This is a genomic window from Klebsiella sp. GL120222-02, from assembly GCF_003097195.1.
Taxonomy (GTDB): domain Bacteria; phylum Pseudomonadota; class Gammaproteobacteria; order Enterobacterales; family Enterobacteriaceae; genus Klebsiella; species Klebsiella variicola.
The window spans coordinates 858,017-883,908 of the sequence record NZ_QEQO01000002.1; the positions used below are offsets into that span (position 1 = coordinate 858,017).

Consider the following 25,892-nt stretch of genomic DNA (forward strand, 5'->3'; position numbering starts at 1 on the left):
AGGGCCAGCATCGCTGGCCCTTTCTCTTTTATTCAATCGGTTTATTCCGCCGGCTTGCTGTTCAGCAAATGGCCCATTTTGGCGGCTTTAGTATCCAGGTAGTGAGCATTTTTCGGGTTACGCCCGACGATCAGCGGTACCCGCTCCACAATGTTGATCCCGGCTTCGGTAAGAATTTCCACTTTTTTCGGGTTATTGGTTAATAACCGAACCTGCTCAACGTTGAGCAGTTTGAACATATCGGCGCACAGGGTGAAGTCGCGCTCATCGGCGGCGAAGCCCAGCTGATGGTTCGCCTCAACGGTGTCGTAGCCCTGATCCTGCAGCGCGTAGGCGCGGATTTTATTCAATAAACCAATGTTGCGTCCTTCCTGGCGGTGATAGAGCAGGATCCCCCGACCTTCTTCGGCGATATGCGACAGGGCCGCTTCCAGCTGAAAGCCGCAATCACAGCGCAGGCTAAACAGGGCATCGCCCGTCAAACACTCTGAATGGACGCGGGCCAGGACCGGCGACTGCCCCGAGATATCGCCATACACCAGCGCGACATGATCTTGTCCGGTTGCCAGTTCTTCAAAACCCACCATCAGGAAATCGCCCCATGGGGTTGGCAGTTTGGCTTCTGCCACACGTTTAAGCTGCATGTGATTCTCCAGATTCTGTCAGCACCTGAATGTGCTTTCTGTTTGCCGCTATTTTGCCACAAGGCCGGGACGTTCTCCTAATCGCGAACGGTTAGCCGCGTGGAAAGCGCACAAACGAACTACTTTCCGCTATGATGTTCATCTACAAGGAGAAGGAGAGAAAATGCTGTTGATTGCCCGACGAACCGCTCTCGCGGCGGCGCTGCTGCTTGTTATGCCTGTTACGGTCTGGCTGTCTGGTTGGCTGTGGCAGCCAGGACTGCCGGTTGCTATGTTGAAAACCCTCTGGTGGGTGACGGAAACGGTGACGCAGCCGTGGGGAATTATCACGCATGTTGCACTGTGCGGCTGGTTTCTCTGGTGTCTTCGCTACCGGCTGCGCGCGGCACTGATCCTGTTCCTGATTCTTGCCGCCGCCATCCTGGTGGGACAGGGGGTTAAATCCTGGGTCAAAGCGCGGGTTCAGGAGCCGAGACCCTTTGTCATCTGGCTGGAAAACTCAAGACAGGTGCCGGTGACGCAATTCTATGCGTTGAAGCGTAAAGAACGCGCTAAACTGGTGCATGCCCAGCTGGCGCAGGCGCAGGACATTCCGCCGTTTTTACGCAAGCACTGGCAGAAAGAGACAGGCTTTGCTTTCCCGTCGGGTCACACGATGTTCGCCGCCAGCTGGGCGCTGCTGGCCGCCGGGCTGCTGTGGCCGCGTCGGCGTTGGGGCACGGTCGCCGTGCTGCTGGTATGGGCGACGGCGGTGATGGGCAGTCGCCTGGCGCTGGGCATGCACTGGCCGCTGGATCTCATTGTCGCCACGCTGATCTCCTGGCTGTTGGTCACGGTGGCCTGCTGGTTGACGCAGCGCCTGTGCGGGCCGCTCTCGCCGCCGGGAGAAGAGGCGCAGGATATTAAAAAACGGATGCCCGAAGCAGAATAATGTTGATTTTAGCGGCATCCGACCGCATATCCTGTACAGTTGCCATGCTTTTTCATTCCACCGCTGCGGCGAAAATGGTACTTTATAGGGCTGAAAGCGGGCTTTTTTTCGCGCAACCCACATAACGGGAAGTCATGTGAAATATTTACTCATTTTCTTACTGGTGCTAGCAATCTTCGTCATTTCAGTGACGCTGGGGGCGCAGAATGACCAACAGGTCACGTTCAACTATTTACTCGCGCAGGGTGAATTCCGCATTTCGACACTGCTGGCGGTGCTGTTCGCCGCAGGCTTTGCCATTGGCTGGCTGATCTGCGGCTTGTTCTGGCTGCGGGTGCGTGTCTCGCTGGCGCGCGCGGAGCGAAAAATTAAGCGCCTTGAGCACCAGATTGCCCCCGTCAGCCCGGTCGCTGTCGACGCAGGCGTGCCTGCCGTGAAGGAATAACCTCTTATGCTGGAGTTGTTGTTTCTGCTTTTACCCGTTGCCGCCGCCTACGGCTGGTACATGGGGCGCAGAAGTGCACAACAGTCCAAACAGGACGATGCCAACCGCCTGTCACGGGATTACGTGGCGGGGGTTAACTTCCTGCTCAGCAACCAGCAGGATAAAGCCGTCGATCTGTTCCTTGATATGTTGAAAGAGGATACCGGCACCGTTGAGGCCCACCTGACGCTCGGTAACCTGTTCCGCTCGCGCGGCGAGGTTGACCGCGCGATCCGTATTCATCAGAGCCTGATGGAAAGCGCATCGTTAACCTACGATCAGCGCCTGCTGGCCGTCCAGCAGCTGGGGCGCGACTATATGGCCGCCGGGTTGTACGATCGTGCGGAAGATATGTTCAAACAGCTGGTGGATGAGACCGATTTCCGCCTGAGCGCTCTGCAGCAGCTGCTGCAGATCTACCAGGCGACCAGCGACTGGCAGTCAGCGATCGAAGTCGCTGAACGGCTGGTGAAGCTGGGTAAAGAGAAACATCGTGGCGAAATCGCCAATTTCTGGTGTGAGCTGGCCCTGCAGCAGATGGCGGCCAACGATCTGGATAAAGCGATGGCGCTGCTGAAGAAAGGCGCCGCAGCAGACCGCAACAGCGCCCGGGTCTCAATAATGATGGGCCGGGTGTGGATGGAAAAGGGTGATTACGCCAAAGCGGTAGAGAGCCTTGAGCGGGTTATTGATCAGGATAAAGAGCTGGTCGGTGAGACGCTGGAGATGCTGCAGACCTGCTACCAGCAACTGGGTAAAGCCGAAGAGTGGGAGGTTTTCCTGCGCCGTTGTGTGGATGAGAACACCGGGGCCACCGCTGAACTGATGCTGGCGCAGATCCTCGAGCAACGGGAAGGGGTCGAAGCCGCGCAAAACTACGTTACCCGGCAGCTGGAACGTCACCCGACCATGCGCGTCTTCCATAAGCTGATGGACTACCATCTCAACGAAGCGGAAGAAGGGCGCGCGAAAGAAAGCCTCGGGGTGCTAAGAAACATGGTCGGCGAGCAGGTGCGCAGCAAACCGCGCTATCGCTGCCAGAAATGCGGCTTTACTGCTCATACGCTCTACTGGCACTGCCCATCCTGCCGCTCGTGGGCCACCATCAAACCCATTCGCGGTCTCGACGGCCAATAAAGTTAAAAAAAATCCCTCCATTAGTTACAACATACTCATCGTTTTTCTCCTCTCCAGACGCGGCCCCGGCAGCGCCATCGTCCGGCCAGCGCTACTACAGCAGTCTGTTATTTTGTTAGCATCACAGGTAGAATGCTGCCCGTTTACCTTTTTTGCGCCGCCCTGGCGCCCATCAACACTAAGGTCTGGTCATGACGTCTACAGCTATCACATCTTCCCGCGCTGTCACATCCTCTCCCGTTGTGGTTGCGCTCGACTATGATAATCGCGATAAAGCGCTGGCATTTGTCGACCGCATCGACCCGCGAGACTGCCGCCTGAAGGTGGGCAAAGAGATGTTCACCCTGTTGGGCCCGCAGTTTGTTCGCGATCTGCACCAGCGCGGGTTTGAGGTGTTCCTTGACCTTAAGTTTCACGATATCCCCAATACCACGGCCCGCGCGGTGGCGGCGGCGGCCGAACTCGGCGTATGGATGGTGAATGTCCATGCCTCCGGCGGCGCGCGGATGATGACCGCCGCGCGTGAAGCGCTGCTGCCGTTTGGTAAAGAGGCTCCGCTGCTGATCGCTGTCACCGTACTCACCAGCATGGAGGCCAGCGACCTGCAGGATCTGGGCATTACCTTATCCCCGGCTGATTACGCGGCGAAGCTGGCAGCGCTGACCCAACGCTGTGGTCTTGACGGGGTCGTGTGCTCAGCTCAGGAGGCGGTGCGCTTCAAACAGGAGCTGGGGCAGGCGTTTAAGCTGGTGACCCCGGGGATCCGTCCGCAGGGGAGCGAGGCTGGGGATCAGCGGCGGATTATGACCCCCGAGCAGGCCCAGGCGGCGGGGGTGGATTATATGGTTATTGGTCGCCCGGTCACTCAGTCGGCCGATCCTGCCGCAACGCTGCAGGCAATCAACGTCTCGTTGTCAAAGGAGGCATAATGAGCGATTCCAATAGCCGCCTGGTCTACTCCACGGAAACCGGGCGTATCGACGAAGCGAAACCGGCGCCGGTGCGGCCTAAAGGCGATGGTATTGTTCGTATTCAGCGCCAGACCAGCGGTCGCAAGGGCAAAGGCGTGTGCCTGATTAGCGGCATCGATGCTGACGATGCCGCGCTGAACGCCCTGGCTGCAGAGCTGAAAAAGAAATGTGGCTGCGGCGGCGCGGTGAAAGATGGCGTGATCGAGATCCAGGGTGACAAACGGGATTTGCTCAAATCGCTGCTCGAGGCGAAAGGAATGAAGGTTAAGTTAGCCGGTGGCTGAGTGCTATTTCGGCAATAATTAAAGTAATGCTGAAATAACAAGGCCGCGGTGAATGCCGCGGCCTTGAATGATTTAACGTGCGTAAGTCAATTCGTGTGAATTATTCTTTTATTTCGTCAGGTAATTATATTATTTGCCAACCTGGTGACCAATAATACCACCGACCGCCGCGCCACCCAGGGTTCCGAGTGCGCTACCGTCAGTTAACACCGCACCACCGATGGCGCCGGCGCCAGCACCGATAGCGGTGTTACGGTCACGTTTAGACATGTTAGAACAAGCGCTCAGAGACATTGCTACAGTGACAGCCAGAACGACGGCAGCCATTTTTTTGCTCGTTGAAGTCATCATTTTTTTTCTCCTGAATAATCTATTCATGGATACTACGCTCCTTTAAGCATAGCCTGAAATAGCAGCTTTAGGGCAATTCCATGAAGTTAGGGTGCGCAGGTGTCACGAAAATCACGCAGGTGATAGTCACTTCCTGTTATATCGCTAATAATAATTTTACTTTTTTTTAAATGTATCGTCAGGTAAAAAATCTTAATTAGCGGCTCGGAATACTCTCAGAGCGTAATATCGCCCCGAATGGCGCATTGGCATGGCTCGGGGCGGGTAAAGATCAGACGTATGGCACGATATCGACGGTCAGGCCGCTGTGCAGTAACTGGTCGCGGCAGGCGGCCGGCAGGCGATCGTCGGTAATAACGCGGTTAAAGCGCCCGGCGGGACCGAGGGGATAGGGATGAACCGCGCTGAATTTCGAGCTGTCGCTGAGAATAATCGCTTCACAGTGCTTTTCCAGCACGGCGTTAACCACATCCGCACGCATCATATCGCGACCGGTAAAGCCGGTTTCTGCCTGCCAGCCATCGATCCCGATGAAGGCTTTGCTGAAATGCACCTGCTGGATGAACTGGCGGGTCAGCGGGCCCACCATGCTTTCACTGCGTTTCTGGTAAATCCCGCCCAGCAGGATCACCTCTCCCGGCGTCTCTTTCAGCAGATGGGCGATATAGCTGCTGACGGTTATGATGGTGATATCGCCGCGTTCGGCGAGGGTGCGCGCCAGCAGGGCGTTGCTGCTGCCGTTTTCGATGAATACCGTTTCGCCGGCGCTCACCAGCGCCGCCGCCCGGCTGGCCAGTTCACGTTTAATGGCGAAATGGGTCATCATGCGGGTTTCAACATCTTCACTGTCCAGTGGGACTGCATAGCCATGGGTGCGGCGCAAATAGCTCTGCTTTTCCAGCAGATTCAGATCCTGGCGAATGGTGACCTCTGAGACACCGGTCATCTTCGCCAGATCGGCGACGCTCATCCGGCCTTTATCAATGACCACTTGCAAAATACTTTGTTGTCGGGCGTTCATAGCAACATCACTGTTAGGGGGCTATATGGCGAGCAACCGGTATGAGTCACCGGTTGCGGCATGGGCGATAATCAGATTTCCCAGGGAGCCTTGGGCTGGTTTTTTTGCTCAGCGTCGTCCGCCGCCAGTGCCAGCAGCTCCGCTTTGAGGATTTCCAGATTATGGATCGCAGAGTGGTAATCACCGGCAACCAGAATATCCAGCACGGTATCGATACGTTGGGCGAGCAGGTGGGCATTCACATCTGACATGGCATTATCCTGGTAACAAAAACGAATGAAATCAATGATGCTAAAAATGGATGAAAAAGAGAAGCGAAAAAAACGCACAACCTTAATCGGTGCGACGGAAATAGCAGGATGGAGAGGAAAGAAGCAGCGGTTCCCGGAGGAACCGCTGTGAAGAGGCGTCAGACTGCCGGACGCGCAATAATGCTGCGGGTTTCCATGCGGACTTCGGCGATGGTGACATCGATAACGTCAGTCACTTTGTAGACCACCTCGCCCTTGATCTGCACGGTGCCGTTCTCCTGGCTGCACACCAGTTCGTCGCGAACGGCGTGGAGGAAGGGGGCCGGAATAAAGGCGACCGCGCCATTGTCCACCAGGCGCACGCGCATCCCGCCGCGGCTGATGTCGATGATCTCCGCCGCAAAACGGGTATCGGTCCCGGCTTTATCGTTGAGGAAACGGGCATACAGCCAGTCGGCGACGTCGCGCTCTGCCATCCGGTTAAGACGACGGCGCTCCGCCATCTGTACGGTGGCATCATCCTGTGGGCGCGCAATGGTCTCGCCTTTGATGATGGCCTTCAGCAGACGGTGGTTGATCATGTCGCCATATTTACGGATCGGCGAGGTCCAGGTGGCATAGGCCTCAAGGCCGAGGCCAAAGTGCGGGCCCGGCTCGGTGCTGATTTCCGCAAACGACTGGAAGCGGCGGATGCGGCTGTCGAGGAATCCGGTCGGCTGGGCGTCCAGTTCCCGGCGCAGCTTGCAGAACCCTTCCAGCGTCAGCACCTCCGTCGGGTCGATGTGCACGTCGTGGGTTTTCAGCAGCGCCGCCAGCTGTTCGGTATTCGCCGGGTCGAAGCCGGTATGGACGTTATAAACGCCGAAGCCGAGCTTGTCGCGCAGAACGCGGGCGGCACAGATGTTGGCGGCGATCATCGACTCTTCGACAATACGGTTGGCAATGCGACGTGGTTCCGCGACGATATCCAGCACTTCGCCTTTTTCGCCAAGAACGAAACGGTAGTCCGGACGGTCTTTGAACACCAGCGCATGGGTCTGACGCCATTCGCTACGACGCTGGCACACGTCCTTCAACAGTGTAATTTGCTGCGCGATCGCGTCGCTGCCCGGCTGCCAGCTGCCGCGGCCTTCCAGCCAGTCAGAGACATCGTCATAGGCCAGCTTGGCTTTCGACTCGATGGTGGCGGCAAAAAATTCGATGTTGTCTTCGATGGTGCCATCGGCCGCCAGAGTCATCTGGCAGGCCAGCACCGGGCGCACTTCGTTAGCGCGCAGGGAGCACAGGTCGTCTGACAGCTCGCGGGGCAGCATCGGAATATTGAAGCCCGGCAGATAGTTGGTAAAGGCGCGCACTTTTGCGGCCTTATCCAGCTTGCTACCTTCGGCAATCCAGGCGGTCGGGTCAGCAATGGCGACCGTCAGCAGCAGTTTGCCATCAGCAGTGGATTCGGCATACAGCGCATCGTCCATATCTTCGGTGCTGGCGCTGTCGATAGTGACGAAGTCGAGAGCGGTTAAATCGCGGCGCGTCAGCCCTTCATCGAGCATTTCCGTGGCCACGCCGTCCGGCGCTTCTTTTTCGAGGTTATGGCGCGCCAGGGTTACCCACCAGGGGACGAAGTGATCGTCGCTGAAGGTGATGAACTGGGTCAGCTCCGCGTAAAACCCGCGGTCGCCTTTTAACGGATGACGGCGCATCTCGGCGACGGCCCAGTCACCCTGTTTGAAATCATGCTCAACGCCACGGGCGGCGCGGCAGGGAATGGCATCTTTCAGCAGCGGATGGTCAGGAACGATAGCGAGGCGATCGTCTTTCTTCTGGACTTTACCGACGAAACGGGTCAGGAACGGCTCAACCAGGGTTTCTGGTTCGGCGCTTTCGCGATCTTTTTCAGAATGGATCACCGCGACGATACGGTCGCCATGCATCACTTTTTTCATCTGCGGCGGCGGAATGAAGTAGCTCTTCTGAGCGTCCACTTCGAGGAAGCCAAAGCCCTTTTCCGTGCCCTTAACGACCCCTTCCGCGCGCGGCGTCTGGGAATGCAGTTGCTGTTTAAGCTGCGCTAGCAGCGGGTTATCCTGAAACATAATTAGGTATTTTCGTGGCTAAAAGAGCGGCTGACATTTTTACGCGAATATGCCTGCCGCAGCAAGCGCTGTTTCAGCAATTTACGTCTGCTGACGCACATTGCCGAGGGCGATTTTCAGACGATTCATCCATCCGCACAGCCCGCTCCAGGTCAACAGATCGATCGCTTGTTCCGCAGAGAGTCCATATTCCGCGAGGGGCGTTAACTGGGCGGCGCTAAACCGGTCCGGCGAGCGGGTTAACAGCTGCACCGCGGTCACGAGAGACCGGGACTGAGGATGCTGCTGGAGCCAGTGATGGAGGGCCTGGTCGCCCTCCCGCAGATGGCTGGCGAACTCCTCTTCACCCTGCCAGTGGGGGAGCCAGGCGTCAAAACAGGTGGGGCTGCCATTGGTGCGCGCCGCGAGTAAGGCGACCTGCGGGCCAAAGGTATCATCCGTGCTGAGCTGGCGGATCAAGGTCTCCAGAGGCGTGAACAACGGTGGGTCGCAGGCCAGCAGTGGTGCCAGCTCACCCAGACCGGGCAGCGACTGCCAGCCGGCGATGCGCCGCTGGCGCTCATCATCGGCATACTGCAGATCGGGATCCTCAAGGTCGCTCTGCCACTCTCCTGGTGGCGCGGTGAACAGTTCGGCAGGGGCCTCCTCTTGCTGAGGCATGCCGGGGATCCAGCGCACCGGATAGCCCAGCGCCGCCTGCAGGACGGCAATCGCCCGGGCCTGGAAGCCCACGAAACCGATAATCTGGTTGATCAGGATAATATCCCGGCTGGTTAAACCCACTTCGTCCAGCTGGCTGCGCGAGAGGGCGTTAATGACGGAGGGCGAACTGGCGAGCTGACGAGCATACTGAGTGATCTGCGCCAGGCGACGGTTGCTCTCGCGCGAAGAGTCAGGGCCAGGGAGGGGAGCCAGGCGGGCGGCATAGTGGTTACACAACCGCTGGACACCATAAACCTGGGCGACAGTCAGCGCGGTGCTCAGGCGATCGTAGGCGGTAAAGGTCTGCAGGCGACTCACCGCCACCTGGTCGGGAAACAACCGCTCTGCCAGCTGGCGAGCGGGGTGCAGCCAGCCTGCGTGGATGTGTAGCCAGGCTTCCGGCAGCGTCAGGTCCAGCAAAAAGCGGTCTTCAACATGGGCGGCTTCAGGGACAAGCGGTAGAACATCCACCGGGCAGATTGTTGACTGGGTTTCGTGATACCAGTGGTTTTTGCCATTCACGCGGTGTGGCTCCATGGGCTTTCCTTGTTCGGTATGTGGCGAACCGCCGTTCCGCGGATCGTTTATGCAGAACTATCCTGGCGTAACCCGGAAGCAGGAGAAAATATTGATACGTGCTAACAAATAGCCGATTGGAATAACAGGGGGAGCGTAAGGGATGGGGGGAAGGAAGAACCCTCCTCACCGGGGTGAGGAGGGAAAGAACTTACTTCAGTTCCAGCTCGTTCATGGCGGCGATATTGAACCCGCCGTCAACGTGAACGACTTCACCGGAGATACCCGCGGACAGGTTAGAGCACAGGAAGGCTGCGCTGTTGCCCACATCTTCAATGGTGACGGTGCGACGGATCGGGGTGACCGCTTCGCAGTGCGCCAGCATTTTACGGAAATCTTTAATGCCAGAAGCAGCCAGCGTACGGATCGGACCGGCAGAGATGGCGTTGACGCGAACGCCTTCCGGACCCATGGCGTTAGCCATATAGCGGACGTTAGCTTCCAGAGAGGCTTTGGCCAGACCCATTACGTTGTAGTTCGGGATCGCGCGCTCTGCGCCCAGGTAGGAGAGCGTCAGCAGAGCAGAGCCCGGGTTCAGCATGCTGCGGCAGGCTTTGGCCATCGCCACGAAGCTGTAGGCGCTGATGTCGTGCGCGATTTTAAAGCCGTCGCGGGTGACAACGTCAACGTAGTCGCCGTCTAACTGGTCAGCCGGGGCAAAACCGATAGAGTGGACGAAACCATCGAATTTCGGCCAGACTTTTTCCAGCTCGGTGAACAGCGCGGTGATGCTCTCATCTTCAGCAACGTCGCACGGCAGCACAATGTCAGAACCCAGCGCGGCAGCAAATTCTTCTACGCGACCTTTCAGTTTTTCATTCTGATAGGTGAATGCCAGTTCCGCGCCTTCGCGGTGCATTGCTTGCGCAATACCGTAGGCGATGGACAGTTTGCTGGCGACGCCAGTGATCAAAATGCGCTTACCGGAAAGAAAACCCATAGCTTTAATCCTTATCGTTATTGCTTATTTTTACTTTAACAATCATAACGTTAACATTGTTATTTCAAAATAACTCAAATTTAGCCGGGAATTATATCCCACTGACGACCCCTTGTGTCACGATATTTTTCAGCCGCGCCCGCGGCGTGCGGAGCAAAAGCGTATCGCGATAGCTCCAGTATACTCTCTCTTCTGATGATTATTTGAGCGCGATCTCCGCCAGCAGCAGACACCCGTTGGCACTGAGGGGCTGCAGCTCGCCAGGGGATTCACCGCGCCAGCAGAGACCGCTGCCGGCCGCGCTTCGCTGCCCGGCCAGATCCCACTCGCCCTGAAGAACATAAGCGACTCCCTCAGTAGCAGGGCGTTGCTGGTCGTTTATCACCTTTACTCTCGCCGAGGCACGTCCGCGCTGGGTCATGATATTGAAGTCCAGCCCTGGCTCAACGATCCCGACGCTGGACAGCGCCCATTCGCCGGGGAATGCCCACGGCTGCCAGAGCGTCAGCGGATGGTCGATGTCCTCGCCGCACAGTCGTAGCGGTTGTCCCGCCAGCAGGGTGATCACCCGATCGACGCCGGGGAAGGGGGAAAAAGGACCATCCGCCTGCAAAGTGGCGATGCTGGCTCGCCAGAGAAAGGGGGCGTCTGTGGAAGGAACGGCGATAATTTCCCGGGTGGCACCGGCACCGTTCTTCCACGGCGTGATGGGTAAGGTGGCGATATCAAAAAAAAAGATCATGGTCTGCTCGGCGGAATTCAGAGGGTGGATGGTTTTTGTTACAAGTGTGTCGCAACATGCTTACAAATTATTTACAACAGGGCTCACAAATCCATCATCGAGCGCGTGTGTGGGTTTGTCAATGCTTGTATATACATGAGCAGTCATCTACGAATTATCTTATCGCAGTGACCAGAGCCATCATGACAAAACGCGATCGGGAGAATGAAAATGCAACAGCGTATTACTTTCCGCCAGGCCTGCCTGGTCACCCTGTTTTCGGGGCTACTGCTGTCTGGTGGCTCAACATACGCTAAAGAGTGGAAATCAATCACCATCGCTACGGAAGGCGGCTATGAACCCTGGAACCTGACGCTTCCCGGAGGGAAGTTGAGCGGCTTCGAACCTGAGCTCATGGCGAATTTATGCCAGCGGATGCAGATCGAATGCAAGCTGGTGGTACAGAACTGGGATGGCATGATTGCCGGACTTAACGCCGGAAAATATGACGTGATCATGGACGCTATTGTCGTCACCCCGGAGCGATCGAAGGTCGTGGCGTTTACCCAGGCCTACGCTGCCACGCCGGCCTCTTTCATTGCGGTAAAAGGGTCGCTGCTCCCTCCGTCTCCGACGGTCAAGCTTCATGATGATGAGAAAGAGATTCAGGCGGCGATTGCGCCTCTGCGCGCGGCGTTGAAAGGGAAAACTATCGGCATCGCTTCCGGCACCGTGTACACCCCGTTTATTGATAAGTATTTCAAGGATATCGCTGACATCAGGGAATATAACAACTCAGCGGATGCGATCCTCGACCTGCAGGCTGAGCGCATCGATGCGGTGTTTGATGATATTACCTTTGCCAACACCACCCTGTCGCGACCGGAGAATAACAATCTGGCATTGAGCGGTCCGCTGATGAGCGGGCCGATCTGGGGAGGCGGTGAGGCGATGGGCGTGCGCCTCACCGATACCGATCTCAAAGCGAAACTGGATAGCGCCATTCAGGCGGCGCTGGCCGATGGGACGGTAAAAAAACTGAGCGAGAAATGGTTTAAAAGCGACGTTACCCCCTGAGTGAGGCTCTCATGTTGAATCTTCTGAGTTTTGGTGAAAACGGGTGGGGGACGCTGATCCTCAGTGCCACGCTGACCACGTTGCTGCTGTCGCTCGCCGCGCTGGCCGTCGGTGCCGGGGTAGGCGGCGTCATTGCCGCCGCAAAGCTGTCCCGGCATGCGCCAGCGCGCTGGTTTGGCGCCGCCTGGTCGGTAGTATTCCGCGGTATCCCTGAGTTACTGGTGATCTACCTGTTCTATTTTGGCGGCTCAGGGATGATTTCATGGGTGGGGCGACTGTTTGGCGCTGACGGTTTTATTGAGGTTCCGCCCTTTCTGATTGGCGCCCTGGCGATTGGTTTGATCTCCTCCTCGTATCAGGCGGAAGTCTACCGTGCTGCTCGCCTGGCGCTGATGCCCGGTGAAGTGGAGGCGGCTACCGCTATCGGCATGCCGCGCTGGCGGATCCTGCAGCGCATTCTGTTGCCGCAGATTATCCGTTATTCGCTGCCTGGGTTATCCAACGTGTGGCAAATGAGCCTCAAAGATTCGGCGCTGGTATCGGTGACCGGCATCGTTGAGCTGATGCGCGCCAGCCAGATTGCCGCTGGCTCGACCCGCGATTATTTCCTGTTCTATCTGATCGGCGGCGGCTGTTATCTGATCCTGACGCTGCTCTCTAACCGCGCGTTTACCCGGGCGGAGAGCCATCTCAACCGCGCCTGGCTGCGTCGCAGCGCCGCGCAGGCGTAAGGAGCCCGTATGTTTATCGATTTTGCCTTCCTCGGTGAGACGTTATTGAAGCTCGGCGCGGCGCTGCCGGTGACGCTGGGGCTCTTTATTTGCTCTTTTATCCTCGGCGGCGTACTGGCCCTCGGCGTTTTAGCGCTGCGAATGAGCCACTGGCCGCTGGCTAGCGGTTTCGCCAAAGGCTATATCCTGATCTTTCGCGGTTCGCCATTGCTGATCCAGCTGTTTCTCATTTATTACGGGCTGGGTCAGTTTGGGGTGATCCGTCACAGTTTCCTGTGGCCGCTGCTGCGCGAACCCTTTATCTGCGCCGTTCTGGCGCTGGCGCTCTGTACAGCGGCCTACACCGCGGAAATTCTTCGCGGCGGGTTGCTGGCGATACCGCCGGGTCAGATTGAAGCCGGTCAGGCTTGCGGCATGTCGCGCTGGCTGTTGTTGCGGCGGATCATTGCCCCGGTGATGCTACGTTATGCACTGCCAGCCTACTCCACGGAGGCCATTCTGCTGGTCAAGTCGACGGCGCTGGCAAGCCTGGTGACCGTCTGGGACGTCACCGGGGTGGCGCAACAGATTATTCAACGTACCTACCGGACGATGGAGGTATTCCTCTGCGCGGCGGCCATCTATTTGCTGCTTAATTTCATCATTGTGCAGCTGTACGCCCTGCTAGAACGGCGATTAACGCCGCATACCCGGCAAAACCCGGCGACCGTGTCGCTCAAGCCGATAACCAAAGGAGAGTAAGATGCTCGATTCACGTCCGGTGACCTTATCGGTCAGCGATATTCATAAGTCCTTTGGCTCCCTGGATGTCCTGAAGGGGATCACCATCCAGGCCCGGCAGGGCGATGTCATTTCGATCCTCGGCGCCAGCGGCTCCGGTAAAAGTACGCTGCTGCGCTGCATTAATCTGCTGGAAACGCCCGATGCCGGGGTGGTCAGCGTCGGTGGCGAGACGATTGAAATGAAGCACCACGCCCGCGGGCATCGGCTGGCGGCGAATCCCCGGCAGATAGAGCGCCTGCGTTCGCGGCTGGGGATGGTCTTTCAAAGTTTTAACCTGTGGTCGCATATGACGGTCCTGCAGAATGTCATTGAGGGGCCGCATTATGTGCTCAAACGGGATAAACGGACCTGCATTGAACAGGCGGAGCAGCTGCTGGAGCGGGTGGGGATGTTGAACCGAAAGGATTTCTATCCGGCACAGCTCTCCGGCGGCCAACAGCAGCGCGTGGCAATAGCCCGCGCGCTGGCGATGGAGCCAGACGTCATGCTCTTTGATGAACCCACCTCAGCGCTGGATCCCGAACTGGTCGGCGAGGTGTTAAAGGTCATGCGCAGCCTGGCGGAAGAGGGGCGGACGATGCTGGTGGTCACCCACGAGCTGGGATTCGCCCGCCATGTCTCCAACCGGGTGGTATTTATGCACCAGGGGACGATTGACTGCGACGGTGCGCCTGAGGCGCTATTTGGCACTCAGGGTTCCGCGCGCTTTAAGCAATTTATCTCCAGCCATCAACAGCCAGGACAGGTGGTATGAATATAATCCAGTGGGGCGATGCACCGATACGCTGGCAGGAGGTGGCTTGTGTCGCCCGGGGCGAGGCGATCTTGAGCCTCAGCGAAAGCGCCTGGGCGCGTATCGAGCAGGGGCGGGCGATTGTCCAGCATATCGTTAGCGCCGGTCAGGTGGCCTATGGGATCAACACCGGGCTGGGGGCGCTGTGCAACATTACGCTGCCGGAAGCGCAGTTACACCAGTTGTCGCGCAATACGCTGCTCAGTCATGCCTGCGGGGTGGGGCCGCTGCTGGAGGTCGCCCCAACCCGGGCCATTATGTGCGCCGCGGTGGCCAATTTCAGCCACGGTAAATCCGGTATTTCCGCCGGGATAGTGCAGCAACTGCTGATGTTTTTGCAGCATGGCGTCACCCCCCAGGTGCCCTCTCAGGGGTCGGTTGGCTATTTAACGCATATGGCGCACATTGGCCTGGCCCTGATGGGAGTCGGCGATGTGCTATGGCAAGGGCGAACGTGGTCTGCGGCAGAGGTCCTGTCGCAGCTGAATCTGCAGCCCATCGCGCCGGGAGCGAAAGAGGGGCTCAGTCTGGTCAACGGTACGCCGTGCATGACCGGCCTGGCCTGCCTGGCCTTAGACGACGCCGAGCGCTTAATGAACTGGGCCGATGTGACCGGGGCGATGAGCTTTGAAGCGCTGCGCGGCCAGCTTGTGGCGTTTGATGCCGAGATCCTGGCGCTGAAAGCCAGTCCCGGGATCCAGACCAGCGGCCAGCGGCTGCGTGAGCTGCTGGCGGGCAGCCGTCTGCTGGCCGAAAGCGAAGGTCTTCGCACCCAGGATGCGCTGAGTCTCCGCTCGATGCCTCAGGTGCATGGCGCCTGCCGCGATCAATTTAGCCATGCGCAGACGCAGATAAATATCGAACTTAACGCCTGTACCGATAATCCCCTAATCCTGGGCACCCTTGAGCAGTGGCGAGTGGTGTCCCAGGCGCATCCCCATGGTGAATCGGTGGCAATGGCCTGCGATTTGCTGGCTATTGCCATGGCTGAGCTGGGCGCTATCGCCGAACGACGTCTTGACCGGCTGGTGAATCCTCTGGTGAGCGGCTTGCCAGCGTTTCTGGTCGCCCGACCCGGGGTGAATTCAGGCATGATGATTGCCCAGTACGTCGCCGCGTCGCTGTGCGCGGAAAATAAGCAGCTGGCGCAGCCGGCGGTGCTGGATAATTTTGTTACCTCCGCTTTGCAGGAGGATCATTTAAGCCTGGGTACCAGTGCTGCGCTGAAATTGCAGCGCCTGCTCGGCAACCTCTATCAGATCCTGGGTATCGAATATTTACTCGCGGCCCAGGGGCTCGATTTTCACGAGCCGCAGACGCTGGCGGCGGGTACACGTCGGGCGCGCGATCTGCTGCGCCAAAGCGTGCCTGGCTGGGAGGAGGATCGCTGGCTGGCGCCAGACATCGCCAGCGCAGTGGCTATCCTCAAGCGGACGGCTGGCCACGCGCCGGTGTGAGGTCACCGGGCGAGGTGAATGAGATGGGCTATTTCCCGTCTTTGCGCCAGGCGTCGGCGGTGAGAGCTTCACCGAAGTGGCCGGCGATCAGGCGTCGGGTCAGGTCGTGCAGCGGTGAGGCCAGCACATCGGCAGTGCTGCCGCGCTCGACTACTTCACCGTTATGCATCACCAGCACTTGATCGCTGATGTGCTTCATCATTCCCAGGTGCTGAGTGACATAGATATAGGAGATGCCCTGTTTCTCCTGCAGCTCCAGCATCAGATTGATGAGCTGGGAGCGCATCGACATATCCAGCGAGGCCAACGCCTCATCGCAGACGATGACCTTCGGGCGCAGGATCAGCGCCCTGGCGAGGCCGAGACGCTGCTTCTGACCGGGCGCCAACATATGGGGGTAATAGCTGACGTGGTCCGGCAGCAGACCAACCATGCGCAGCGTGTCGATAATCTGCTTTTGCCGCGCCTCGGCGTCGAGGTCGGTATTCAGCCGCAGCGGAAAATCGAGGATCTGCGAGATGCGCTGGCGCGGGTTCAGTGAGGTCGACGGATCCTGAAAGATCATACGAATCTTCTGGCTGCGGTAGGAGTAGTCCCCGAAAGTCAGCGGATGGTCGTCGATCAACAGCTCGCCGCTGGTGGGTTCCACCATGCCCGCCAGCATCTTGGCGAGGGTGGATTTCCCGGAGCCGTTCTCGCCGATAATCGCCAGCGTCTGCCTTTCACGCAGGGTAAAACTCAGCGGCTTGACGGCCTCCACCGTCTGGCGGTGAAACCAGCCGGTGCGGTAGCGAAAGGTCTTACTGAGTTGGCGAACTTCCAGCAATGTTTCGACCATTTCACTCTTTCTCCATGTTCAGCGGGAAATGACAGGCGTACAGATGGTTGCGCGCCCCGGTAAGACGCGGCGTTTCGATACACTCGCGCTGGGCGTAAGGGCAGCGCGGCCCCAGACGGCAGCCGATGGGCAGCTGCTCCAGCAGAGGGATCGCCCCTGGCAGGGTGTTGAGGCGGCTTTTATGCGGCATGGCGCTGCCAAAATCAGGGATCGCGCGGATTAACGCCTGGGTATAGGGGTGATGCGGCAGGGTGACCAGCTCTTCGCTGGGCCCGCTCTCCACCGTCTGCCCGCAGTACATGACGTTGATTTTATCCGCCCATTTGCTGAGCATCTGCAGATCGTGGCTGATCAGCAAAATGGTGGTGTTGTTGTTCTGATTGAGCCGCGTCAGCAGGCGGATAATCTGCGCCTGAGTCGTTGGCTCCATGGCGTTGGTCGGTTCATCGGCGATCAGTAGGCGCGGCTGGTTGGCCAGGGCGATGGCAATCATCACCTTCTGGCACTCGCCTTCGGTCAACTGATAGGGGAAGCTGCGCATGGCATCTTTGTGATCTTTAATGCCGACGCGGTGCAACAGCTCGATGGCCCGGCGCTTACGCCAGCCCAGCCGTTGCCACCAGCGGCCCTTATAGGTCCAGCCGGGGATACTCTGAATCAGCTGCTGGCCGATGCGCTCAGAGGGATCAAGACAGGACTGCGGCTCCTGAAAAATCATCGACACGTTATGGCCGATCAGTTTCCGCCGCTCGCGGTTCGACAGTCGCAGCAGGTCGATGTCATCGAAACGCATGCGGTCGGCGGTGACCCGCCAGTTGTCTTTGGTCACCCCGCAGATAGCTTTGGCAATAAGGCTTTTCCCGGAACCGGATTCGCCCACCAGGCCGCGGATCTCGCCTTCAGTCAGGGTCAGACTGACGCGATCGACGGCTTTCACCCAGCCTTCGTTGGTTCTAAATTCGATAGTTAAGTGACGAATATCGAGTAACGGCATTATTGTACCCCGGCAATGATCGCCCGGCGAATACCGTCGCCCAGCAGGTTGACCAGCAGTACGCTGAGCATAATCGCCGCCCCGGGGAGCATCACGGTCCACGGCGCGACATAGATAAGCTCCAGCGCATCGCCCAGCATGGCTCCCCATTCCGGCGAAGGCAGCTGGGCGCCGAGATCAAGAAAGCCCAGCGCGGCAATATCCAGAATAGCCATCGACAGGGCGCGGGTGATCTCGGTCACCAGGCCAGAGGCAATATTGGGCAGAATGGCGAACAGCAGAATGTTCAGCGTCGAGGCTCCGTCGAGGCGGGCGGCGATGATGTACTCTTTCTCCAGCTCATCGTGGACCAGGCTGTAGACGGAACGTACCATGCGCGGGAGCAGCGCCAGCCAGACGGCGAACATCGCATGGCTGAGGTGCGGCCCGGCAAAGGCGACGACGATAATCGCCAGCAGCAGCGAGGGAATAGAGAGCAGGGTATCGAGGATATGGTTCATCACCGCCGAGCGCAGGCCGTGAGTCGACCCGGCAATCACGCCCAGCACCAGGCCAAACAGCGTCGCGCCGAGGGTGACGACGAAGGCCCCGCCGACGGTCGGCGCCGCGCCGCTCAGCAGCCGGCTCAGCACATCGCGGCCCAGGTCATCGGTTCCCAGGAAGAAGGAGACTTCGCCATAGCGCGACCACGACGGCGGCAGCAATTGATAGCCAAGGAACTGCTGATCGATGCCATAGGGGGCGAACCAGCCGCCGAAGACGCAGAGCAGCAGCAGGCCCGCGCAGCCGTACAGGCCGATCATCGCCGTGGTGTCACCATAGAATTTACGCCATACGGTGCGCAGCGCGCCGGGCGGACGCTTTTCCAGATAAACGCTATCGTAGGGCATACCATTCCTTATGTTTCAGCGGGTTAGCCATGGCACCGAGGATATCGGAAATCACGTTGACGATAATGACCAGTGCGCCAATCACCATGACGCCGGCGGAAATCGCCGCATAGTCCTGCTGGCGGATCGCGTTGATCAGCCAGCGTCCCAGTCCGGGCCAGCTGAACACCATCTCGGTGATCATCGCCAGGGTGAGCATGGTGGAAAACTGCAGGCCGAGGCGCGGGATCACCGGCGGCAGGGAGTTGTGCAGTACATGGCGCAGTAAAATTTTGCGTCGCGACACGCCGCGGGTGGCAGCCGCTTTGACATAGTTGGTGTCATACACCTCGCTGGTGCTGATGCGCATCAGGCGGATCACCTCGGTGGTGGGCGCCACCGCCAGGGTCAGCACCGGCAGCACCATATGCCGTGCGGCGCTGACGATCATCTCATGGCGCCATGGCGAGTCCGAGATCCAGGCGTCAATCAGCGCAAAACCGGTGACGGTTTTCACCTCATACAGCAGATCGAAGCGGCCAGAGACCGGAAACCAGCCAAGAGTCAGCGAGAAGAAGAGGGTCAGGAGCAGCGCCAGCCAGAACACCGGGATCGAGAAACCAACCAGCGCGACGGCGCTGATCAGGGTATCAGGCCATTTGTTGCGCATTACGCCGGCGATCATACCCACCGGAATGCCAATCAGCAGGGCAAAGCCGAAGGCGAGGATGCACAGCTCCATGGTCGCCGGGAACACCTCGCGCAGCTGCTCAGAAATCAACTGGCCGTTAATGCTGGAGACGCCAAAATCCCAGTGCAGCACCCCTTGAAACCAGAACAGCCACGCATTCCACAGGGAGGCGCCCTGTAGCGGCGCATGAGGGGTGAAATAACTCAGGCTGAAGCCGATAAAGGTCAGAAAAAAGAGGGTGACCAGCAGCAACAGCAGACGACGCAGGGTAAAAATAATCATGGTTTTTTCACCTCTTCGGTTTTCTCCCGCGATACGCCAGCGAACGAAGCGTTACCGAAGGGGCTCAGCACGAGGCCTTTCATATCATAGCGATAGGCCTGCAAACGCAGCGAGGAGGCCAGCGGCAGGACCGGCAGTTCGCGGGCGAGGATCCGCTGTGCCTCTTTGTAAGCGTCCATCCGCGAGGAGAGCTGTTGCGAAAGCAGCGCTTTTTGCAGCACGTCATCAAATTCCCGGTTACACCAGTGGGCAAAGTTGGTTTGTGAGGCGATCGCCGCGCAGCTCAGCAGCGGCCGGAAAAAACTGTCCGGATCGTTACTGTCCGTCGCCCAGCCGGAGAGCGTCAGGTCATGGTTCATGTCCATCAGCCGCGCCTCCTGGAAGCGCCCCTCCACCGGCATGATGATCACCTTGACGCCAATCTGGGCCATATCCGCCTGGATCAGCTCCGCCGTTTTCAGCGGGCTGGGGTTCCATGCCTGAGAGCTGGTGGGCACCCACAGCTTGAGGGTCAGATTTTCCAGCCCCAGGGCCTTCAGGCGGGCGCGGGCTTCCTGGGGATTGTACTCAGTAATTTTAGCGTCGTTATCGTAGGCCCACGAGGCGCGCGGTAGCATGGATGCCGCCGTCTCTGCGGTGCCGTAGTAGATGGACTGCATCAGGCGCTGGTTGTTAATAGCCAGCGCCAGCGCATGCCGCACCTCAGGGTTGTCCAGCGGCGGCTTGGCGGTGTTGAAGGCCAGCCAGGCAATGTTCATTCCCGGGCGCAGCGTCAGGCGCAGGCGCGGATCGTCGCGCAGGATCGTCAGCTGGCTGGCGGCGGGCCAGGCCAGCACGTCGCATTCCCCGGTGAGCAGTTTCGACAGTCGGCCGGTACCACCGGAGCCGAGGTCCACCACCACCTGCGGCATCAACGGTTTGCCGCGCCAGTAGTCGGGGTGACGCTGCAGACGGATATATTGCCCGGAGCGGTACTCGGACAACTGGAACGGACCGGTACCGACCGGCTGGCGATCCAGCTGCTCCTGGCGGTCGTCTTGCGTTAAGCGGGCGGCATATTCGGCAGAGGTAATTGACGCATAGTGAGTGGCCAGATGCCAGAGGAACGAGGCGTCCGGCCGCTTGAGGCGAAACTCCACGGTCTGATTATCCAGCTTACGCACACTCTCCACGCTGTCAGCAAACTGCAGACTGTCGAAGTAAGGGAAGCTGCTGCCGTTGACGTTGTGCCACGGATGGTCGCGGTTAAAAATACGGCCAAAGGTAAAAATCACATCATCCGCGTTGAAGTCCCGTGTCGGGGTAAACCATGCCGTGCGTTGAAACGGGACATGGCGGCGCAGGTGGAAGCGGTAGGTGGCGCCGTTATCAAGGACTTCCCAGCTCTCCGCCAGCTCGGGGACCAGCCGGTAGGTATAGGGATCGACGTCAAGCAGACGATCGTAGATCTGAGCGGCCAGCGTATCGACAATCAGGCCGCTGCTGACTTTCTGCGGATTAAAGGTATTCACCTGGCCGCTGACGCAATAGACGAAACCGCTGTCGCGGATATCGGCGCGGTCAGGGAGCACAGGGGCGGCAAAGGCCTGCCCACACAGCAGGGAAACGGCTGCCAGGAGAGATGACAATTTCAGGCGCATATTTTCTGTTTGATTATAGAGTTGAACTCTATCTTATTAAGATTTATAGACATTCACCACCGCCTTCAACAAGCCTGAGGGATAATGCGGTTACCGGGAGCGTATAGTATTCAGTCAATTGATTAAAATAGTAGCGGAACCGAGTCTGTATATTGAAACATGGTAACTTTTTATCGCCGATATCGCCAGTCAGGTCTGTTTGGCCGCGGTTTGCCAGACGATGAAACAGACGCTGACGCCGGGGAGATATATTCAGTATAGCGGGGAGAAAGCAGAGGGACTGACGGGCAGAGGGCGGGCCCGTCAGAAAATTAAACAGAGGGTTTCGCTCGCTTATCGTGACAACGTCACTTTTTGGTAATCCATATTCCGCAGGTCCTCCAGCAGCCCGGGGCCGACCGGCTGCCACTGCAATCGCTCACGGGTCCATGCTGAGCTGGCGCGCAGGTCAAGGGCGGTAAACGGCGCAAACCAGCCGAACCAGGCGTCGACCTGCGACTCATCCAGGTGGGTCAGCGGCAGGTTTAATCCCTGAGCAATTACCGTAGCAATATCGCGTAACGCGATCCCCTCTTCGTCCACCGCATGGTAGCGCTCGCCGGCCGCGCCCTGCAGCAGGGCGCTAACGTACAGACGTGCGACGTCATCGACGTGGGCGGCGGACCAGCGGTTGCTTCCCTCGCCGCGCAGGGCCACCGTCCCGTTGGCGACCGCGCGTTCGATATAGCTGGTCAGTAGCCCCTGGCGCACGGTGTCATGCACCTGCGGCAGGCGAACCACCCGAACATCCACTCCCGCCTCCAGCAGTTGCTGACCGGCGAGCTCAGAGGCGGTGCGCGGGCTGGGGTGCCCTGAGTTGAAGAACGACTCCCGGGCCGGGACGCCGCCCCCGTCGTCGCCCATCAATGTGCCGGAGGTGATGACCAGCGGCCGCGCGCTGCCTTGCAACGCCCGACCCATGGCCAGGATCGCCTGGCGGTCTTTCTCGCAGTTGGCGGCAAAGCGGCTGAAGTCGTGGTCGAAGGCGGTATGGATCACCGCGTCAGCGCCCTCGACGCCAGCCAGTAGCGAGTCCGGGGCGTCCAGCGTGCCGCGGTGCACCTCGACGCCAAGCGCCTTCAGGGTCTGCGCTGCGGTGTCGCTGCGCGCGAGGCCGATAACCTGATGGCCCGACGCCTGCAGGGCCGGAAGAATACGTGAGCCGATAAATCCGCTCGCGCCGGTAAGAAATATACGCATCATGGATCTCCTGAACGGGTTTCAGGCGTATCCTACCTGCGATGTCATACTATAAAAGTAGAGACATTATCGGGGTATAAATTCTAACAGGCAGAACCCACAGGCAGATGATGAACACTTCTGACAACCATGCTTTAGGCGATTTTCTCCGCGCCCGGCGCCAGCGCCTCGATCCGGCGACGTTTGGCTTCCCGGCGGGACGCCGGCGCACGCCGGGGCTGCGCCGCGAAGAGGTCGCGCAGCTCGCCAGTATCAGCCCGACCTGGTATACCTGGCTTGAACAGGGGCGCGGCGGGGCGCCCTCCCGCGAGGTGCTGGAGCGGATCGCCTGCGGTCTGCGGCTGACCACCCCGGAGCGCGAGCATCTGTTTATTCTCGCCTTTGGCCATCCGCCGCAGACGCGTCTGACGGTGACAGATGATATGACGCCGCGGCTGCAACGGGTGCTTGACGCTTTTACTATTCCGGCGATTATCCGCACCGCCAGCTGGGACGTCATCGCCTGGAACGCGGCGGCGGCCAGGGTGCTGACCGACTACAGCCAGCTACCGCTGGCGGAGCGCAACGTACTGCGTCGCCTGTTTACCCGACCTGAAGCCCGCTGCACGCTGGAGGACTGGCAGACGGTGGGGCAGCTTATCGTCAACGCTTTTCGCGCCGACGTCACCCGGATGGGGGCGACGACGGAAACTGACCAGTTGATCGCTGAACTCACGCAGCAGAGCGTTGAGTTCGCCCGTTTCTGGCAAAGCCATGACGTCGCCGGCCACGGAGAAGGCTATAAGCGCATTCACCATCCGCAGATGGGCCCGCTCGATCTGGAGTTCACCTCTTTTGCCGTGGAAGGCCGCCCCGATCTGTCGCTGCTGGTTTTCAACCCGGCGACGACGGAGAGCCAGCGCAAAATTCACGGATTGCTTGCGGGGGCGGGATCCTCGCCGGGAGCGCGCTGAGGCGTAAATTCGTACAGCGCCAAAGCGTTGCTTTCCAGCGAGTCGACCCGCAGCCAGTGTCCGTCAAGCCGGGCATCTTCCACACTGAGCGCCGGACGAGCCCGATGCATCAGCCACTGGTAATCCTCAGCGTCGGGGCCGCTGCGGCTGCGAAAGGCGTCGACCAGCGGGAATAACGCGCCATGATGCTGATCGAACAGGTGCTGTTTGACGCGCCAGCCACCCTCCAGACCCTGCAGCCGCACGCTGTAGGGCTGGCTGAAACGCTGGATAAAGGCCGCTTCGCTGGAGAGCCAGGGATTGTAGACCACCGTATTGCGCAGCAGCAGCTGGTAGTGCCCCTGGTGGTGAAGCAACAGCAGGTTTTTATCCTGAAACAGGATCTCGCCGCGCAGCCGCCGCCAGAGCCACAGTACCCAGTAAACCGGGCGAGGCAGCCCGTGCAGATAGTGCAGCGCCAGGCTGGAGGTATCGAGCTTCCCGTTAGCGCGGGCTTCGCCCTGGAGGCCTGAATTTAACCAGAAGCCCGCCAGCCAGACCTGGTCCGCCACCCCCAGCAGATTATCCATCAACAGCGCGCCGCGAAAAAAGCGGCCGTTGGTATCCCGCGTATCGCCGGTCAGGGTATTCCAGGATAGCAGCCACAGCGGCAGGTTAAGCTGTCGCTGGCGCAGGGCGCTGTGGATCTGCCGCAGCTTGTGCAGCGGATAATGTTCGCTGGAGGCCAGGCGGCTGCTGTCTGCCTGCGCCAGATCCAGTTGTTCGTTGGCATCTGCCTGGCAGGCGAGAAAATCCGCCTCCGCCAGCAGCGGTGAGTGAAACAGCGGATCGTTCCCGGGATCGCTTGGAGCAAAGCGGTGCCAGATCCCCAGCTGCGGCTGCGGCAGCAGGCGGTGAAGAACCTCGCGCTGCTGGCGCCAGGCCGCCTGGCGGGTCGCTTCGCTGGCCTGCGGCGACCAGTGCCAGACAAAGCGCCAGCTGTTGAGCGTGGCCGGCGGAAAATGGTTGGCGGCGAGCAGCAGAAACCGCTGCAGCAGGTCGCTGCGGGTGGTGACGCCGGTGTGGAGGATCACGTTCCAGCCCATCGCCGCCAGCCAGCTAAAAATCTGCTGCAGGTTATACCAGCAGGCGTAGCCGGCCATCTGCGGATCGTCCCAGCCGGTGCCGAACAGCCGGCTGCTGAGAAAGGGATCGTTGATATCGATGGCATACACCGGCAGGGCGCGGTGCAGCTGCTCCAGTTCCCGGCGCACATCCTCCCGTAGCAGGTCGTCCAGCTCGCGCACGGTCACCACCATCCGGGTATGGCGCAGCACAGCGGCGCGCGCCGGGCGATCGTGCAGGTTGATCTCCCGGGTCTGCGGCGGATTGATCGGCAGCGGGGGACTTTCCCGGTCGCGTGGTTCCGGTTCATTGAGGCGAGCATAGAGCCGGTCGACAGCGACCAGCTGCCAGCGGTCGGCCTGCGGCGGACGCGGTCGGGCAAGCTCCCGGGGATGCTGTTCACGATACTGGCGCGGCGTCACGCCGTGCTGGCGCTTAAACAGATCGCTCATCATACGGGTACTGGCGAACCCCTGTTCGCGGGCGATTTGCTGGGCGGGTTTGCGGGTGGTCAACAACTGATCGGCGGCGTAGCGCAGGCGCAGCGCGGTGAGGTACTGAACAAAACTCACCCCGACTTCTTTGTGAAATAAGCGTGACAGCCAGGCCTCGGAGACAAATTCCGCTGCCGCCACCTCCTGCAACGAGAGGCGGCGCTGATAGTTGGCGTCGATCCGCGCCACCACGCTGGCTATTCGCCGGCTCCAGTTCTCCGCTCCGCGGCGCGGCGTGGAGGCGATGGGCTGGCTGAAGCGCGTGGCCAGCAGGAGCGCTATCTCACTCAGCCAGCGGTTGGCCTCCAGTCGGTAATGGCCGGGATGCTTGACCAGGCCGCTCACCAGCAGCTGGCGCATCAGGCGGCGCAGGCCGTCCTCCGCATCCCGGGTGCGCGGCGTTATCTGATAGTCGACAGCAAAAAAATCGCTGTCAAGGCGGGTCAGCCAGCTGGCGGAAAGGGTCAGGATCATCACCGCGTTGGTACCGGCGCTGCGCAGACTCCAGCGACGGTTGCGGTTAACGATCGCCAGCTCGTCGGCGGCGAGCGGCTGCGGCACACCTTCCGCCTCCGTCAGATTTACGCTCCCCTCCAGCACCCATAGCAGCGTCAGCAGATCGCCTTCTGTCTGGTTCAACTGACGTACATCGCGCACGGTGACGCTAAAGTCGCCTGAATGCTGCTCCACGTGACACTCCTCCGCAGACAAAAAACAACCCGTTATTTTTTGTCATAACTGATATGTATGAAAAACAGTCATTGATTTCTCGTCAATATAAAACAAAAAAGCGCACCTGAAAGCTGTTTCACCCGCATAAACTCGAAAGTGTCGTGCAAAC

At 59.3% G+C, this 25,892-nt stretch carries 26 protein-coding genes; 11 read left to right on the top strand and 15 right to left on the bottom strand.

The window, feature by feature from the left end; translation table 11 throughout:
* Nucleotides 1-41 precede the first annotated feature (41 nt).
* On the bottom strand, nt 42-644 hold the full coding sequence (ribA, locus tag N438_RS09485) for a GTP cyclohydrolase II (RefSeq protein ID WP_008807788.1): 603 nt from the start codon (nt 642-644) through the stop codon (nt 42-44).
* 163 nt (nt 645-807) lie between these two features.
* Here ribA and pgpB point away from each other — a divergent pair, with 163 nt between their 5' ends.
* The 5 genes from pgpB (at nt 808) to yciH (ending at nt 4,451) form a co-directional block, all read left to right on the top strand.
* On the top strand, nt 808-1,575 hold the full coding sequence (pgpB, locus tag N438_RS09490; RefSeq protein WP_008807789.1) for a phosphatidylglycerophosphatase B: 768 nt from the start codon (nt 808-810) through the stop codon (nt 1,573-1,575).
* A 136-nt stretch (nt 1,576-1,711) separates the two neighbouring features.
* A complete protein-coding gene (locus N438_RS09495) occupies nt 1,712-2,020 on the top strand; it encodes a LapA family protein (RefSeq protein WP_012542047.1) in 309 nt (102 codons plus the stop codon).
* A 6-nt stretch (nt 2,021-2,026) separates the two neighbouring features.
* Nucleotides 2,027-3,196, top strand: coding sequence for a lipopolysaccharide assembly protein LapB (gene lapB / locus N438_RS09500; RefSeq protein WP_008807790.1), 1,170 nt, complete (start codon nt 2,027-2,029; stop codon nt 3,194-3,196).
* A 191-nt stretch (nt 3,197-3,387) separates the two neighbouring features.
* A complete protein-coding gene (gene pyrF, locus N438_RS09505; RefSeq protein ID WP_110196095.1) occupies nt 3,388-4,125 on the top strand; it encodes an orotidine-5'-phosphate decarboxylase in 738 nt (245 codons plus the stop codon).
* Complete coding sequence (gene yciH, locus N438_RS09510; RefSeq protein ID WP_008807792.1) at nt 4,125-4,451, top strand: stress response translation initiation inhibitor YciH; 327 nt, start codon at nt 4,125-4,127, stop codon at nt 4,449-4,451. The genes pyrF and yciH overlap by 1 nt, the downstream gene beginning before the upstream one ends.
* 129 nt (nt 4,452-4,580) lie before the next feature.
* Here yciH and osmB read toward each other — a convergent pair whose 3' ends face one another.
* The 7 genes from osmB to N438_RS09545 form a co-directional block, all read right to left on the bottom strand.
* On the bottom strand, nt 4,581-4,799 hold the full coding sequence (gene osmB, locus N438_RS09515; RefSeq protein ID WP_002901783.1) for an osmotically-inducible lipoprotein OsmB: 219 nt from the start codon (nt 4,797-4,799) through the stop codon (nt 4,581-4,583).
* A 274-nt stretch (nt 4,800-5,073) separates the two neighbouring features.
* Nucleotides 5,074-5,823, bottom strand: a complete 750-nt coding sequence (locus tag N438_RS09520) for a DNA-binding transcriptional regulator YciT (protein ID WP_008807793.1) — start codon at nt 5,821-5,823, stop codon at nt 5,074-5,076.
* Between the two features lie 71 nt (nt 5,824-5,894).
* Nucleotides 5,895-6,074: a hypothetical protein gene (locus tag N438_RS09525; RefSeq protein WP_012542045.1), complete on the bottom strand. Its 180-nt coding sequence runs from the start codon at nt 6,072-6,074 to the stop codon at nt 5,895-5,897.
* A gap of 158 nt (nt 6,075-6,232) precedes the next feature.
* Nucleotides 6,233-8,167 (bottom strand): exoribonuclease II, encoded by a 1,935-nt coding sequence (locus N438_RS09530; RefSeq protein WP_032732848.1) that lies wholly within the window; start codon nt 8,165-8,167, stop codon nt 6,233-6,235.
* 81 nt (nt 8,168-8,248) lie between these two features.
* Nucleotides 8,249-9,406: a carboxymuconolactone decarboxylase family protein gene (locus N438_RS09535; RefSeq protein WP_008807796.1), complete on the bottom strand. Its 1,158-nt coding sequence runs from the start codon at nt 9,404-9,406 to the stop codon at nt 8,249-8,251.
* 190 nt (nt 9,407-9,596) lie between these two features.
* Nucleotides 9,597-10,385: an enoyl-ACP reductase FabI gene (gene fabI, locus N438_RS09540; RefSeq protein ID WP_008807797.1), complete on the bottom strand. Its 789-nt coding sequence runs from the start codon at nt 10,383-10,385 to the stop codon at nt 9,597-9,599.
* Nucleotides 10,386-10,584: 199 nt separating this feature from the next.
* Nucleotides 10,585-11,127, bottom strand: a complete 543-nt coding sequence (locus tag N438_RS09545) for a HutD family protein (protein ID WP_008807798.1) — start codon at nt 11,125-11,127, stop codon at nt 10,585-10,587.
* A gap of 210 nt (nt 11,128-11,337) precedes the next feature.
* Between N438_RS09545 and N438_RS09550 the strand changes: the two genes are divergently transcribed.
* The 5 genes from N438_RS09550 to hutH are packed head-to-tail and all read left to right on the top strand — an operon-like array spanning nt 11,338 to nt 15,947.
* Nucleotides 11,338-12,183, top strand: a complete 846-nt coding sequence (locus tag N438_RS09550; protein ID WP_023322435.1) for a transporter substrate-binding domain-containing protein — start codon at nt 11,338-11,340, stop codon at nt 12,181-12,183.
* A gap of 11 nt (nt 12,184-12,194) precedes the next feature.
* Nucleotides 12,195-12,914: an ABC transporter permease subunit gene (locus N438_RS09555; protein WP_008807800.1), complete on the top strand. Its 720-nt coding sequence runs from the start codon at nt 12,195-12,197 to the stop codon at nt 12,912-12,914.
* 9 nt (nt 12,915-12,923) lie between these two features.
* Entirely contained in the window at nt 12,924-13,655 is a 732-nt protein-coding gene (locus tag N438_RS09560; protein WP_012968438.1) for an ABC transporter permease subunit, read from the top strand.
* A gap of 1 nt (nt 13,656) precedes the next feature.
* Nucleotides 13,657-14,451, top strand: coding sequence for an ATP-binding cassette domain-containing protein (locus N438_RS09565; protein WP_008807802.1), 795 nt, complete (start codon nt 13,657-13,659; stop codon nt 14,449-14,451).
* Nucleotides 14,448-15,947: a histidine ammonia-lyase gene (gene hutH / locus N438_RS09570; protein ID WP_049157985.1), complete on the top strand. Its 1,500-nt coding sequence runs from the start codon at nt 14,448-14,450 to the stop codon at nt 15,945-15,947. Before N438_RS09565 ends, hutH begins: the two co-directional genes overlap by 4 nt.
* 28 nt (nt 15,948-15,975) lie before the next feature.
* Here hutH and sapF read toward each other — a convergent pair whose 3' ends face one another.
* The 6 genes from sapF to N438_RS09600 all read right to left on the bottom strand — a co-directional run bounded on the left by sapF (nt 15,976) and on the right by N438_RS09600 (nt 22,503).
* Nucleotides 15,976-16,785, bottom strand: a complete 810-nt coding sequence (gene sapF, locus N438_RS09575) for a putrescine export ABC transporter ATP-binding protein SapF (protein ID WP_004140269.1) — start codon at nt 16,783-16,785, stop codon at nt 15,976-15,978.
* 1 nt (nt 16,786) lies between these two features.
* The gene (sapD, locus tag N438_RS09580) at nt 16,787-17,779 is read right to left on the bottom strand and encodes a putrescine export ABC transporter ATP-binding protein SapD (protein ID WP_008807804.1); all 993 of its coding nucleotides are present in this window, start codon (nt 17,777-17,779) and stop codon (nt 16,787-16,789) included.
* Nucleotides 17,779-18,669 carry a putrescine export ABC transporter permease SapC gene (sapC, locus tag N438_RS09585; protein ID WP_008807805.1) on the bottom strand — a complete coding sequence of 297 codons (891 nt, stop codon included), beginning with the start codon at nt 18,667-18,669 and terminating at the stop codon, nt 17,779-17,781. Before sapC ends, sapD begins: the two co-directional genes overlap by 1 nt.
* The gene (gene sapB / locus N438_RS09590) at nt 18,656-19,621 is read right to left on the bottom strand and encodes a putrescine export ABC transporter permease SapB (RefSeq protein WP_110210861.1); all 966 of its coding nucleotides are present in this window, start codon (nt 19,619-19,621) and stop codon (nt 18,656-18,658) included. Before sapB ends, sapC begins: the two co-directional genes overlap by 14 nt.
* Nucleotides 19,618-21,261 carry an ABC transporter substrate-binding protein SapA gene (gene sapA / locus N438_RS09595; RefSeq protein WP_008805240.1) on the bottom strand — a complete coding sequence of 548 codons (1,644 nt, stop codon included), beginning with the start codon at nt 21,259-21,261 and terminating at the stop codon, nt 19,618-19,620. The genes sapB and sapA overlap by 4 nt, the downstream gene beginning before the upstream one ends.
* Nucleotides 21,262-21,594: 333 nt before the next feature.
* The gene (locus N438_RS09600; protein ID WP_165818793.1) at nt 21,595-22,503 is read right to left on the bottom strand and encodes an SDR family oxidoreductase; all 909 of its coding nucleotides are present in this window, start codon (nt 22,501-22,503) and stop codon (nt 21,595-21,597) included.
* 107 nt (nt 22,504-22,610) lie between these two features.
* Between N438_RS09600 and N438_RS09605 the strand changes: the two genes are divergently transcribed.
* Complete coding sequence (locus N438_RS09605; RefSeq protein WP_008805238.1) at nt 22,611-23,453, top strand: helix-turn-helix transcriptional regulator; 843 nt, start codon at nt 22,611-22,613, stop codon at nt 23,451-23,453.
* Here the strand turns inward: N438_RS09605 and N438_RS09610 are convergent.
* Nucleotides 23,408-25,741: a helix-turn-helix domain-containing protein gene (locus N438_RS09610; RefSeq protein ID WP_116696252.1), complete on the bottom strand. Its 2,334-nt coding sequence runs from the start codon at nt 25,739-25,741 to the stop codon at nt 23,408-23,410. The two genes, N438_RS09605 and N438_RS09610, sit on opposite strands and share 46 nt — an antisense overlap.
* Nucleotides 25,742-25,892: the final 151 nt, after the last annotated feature.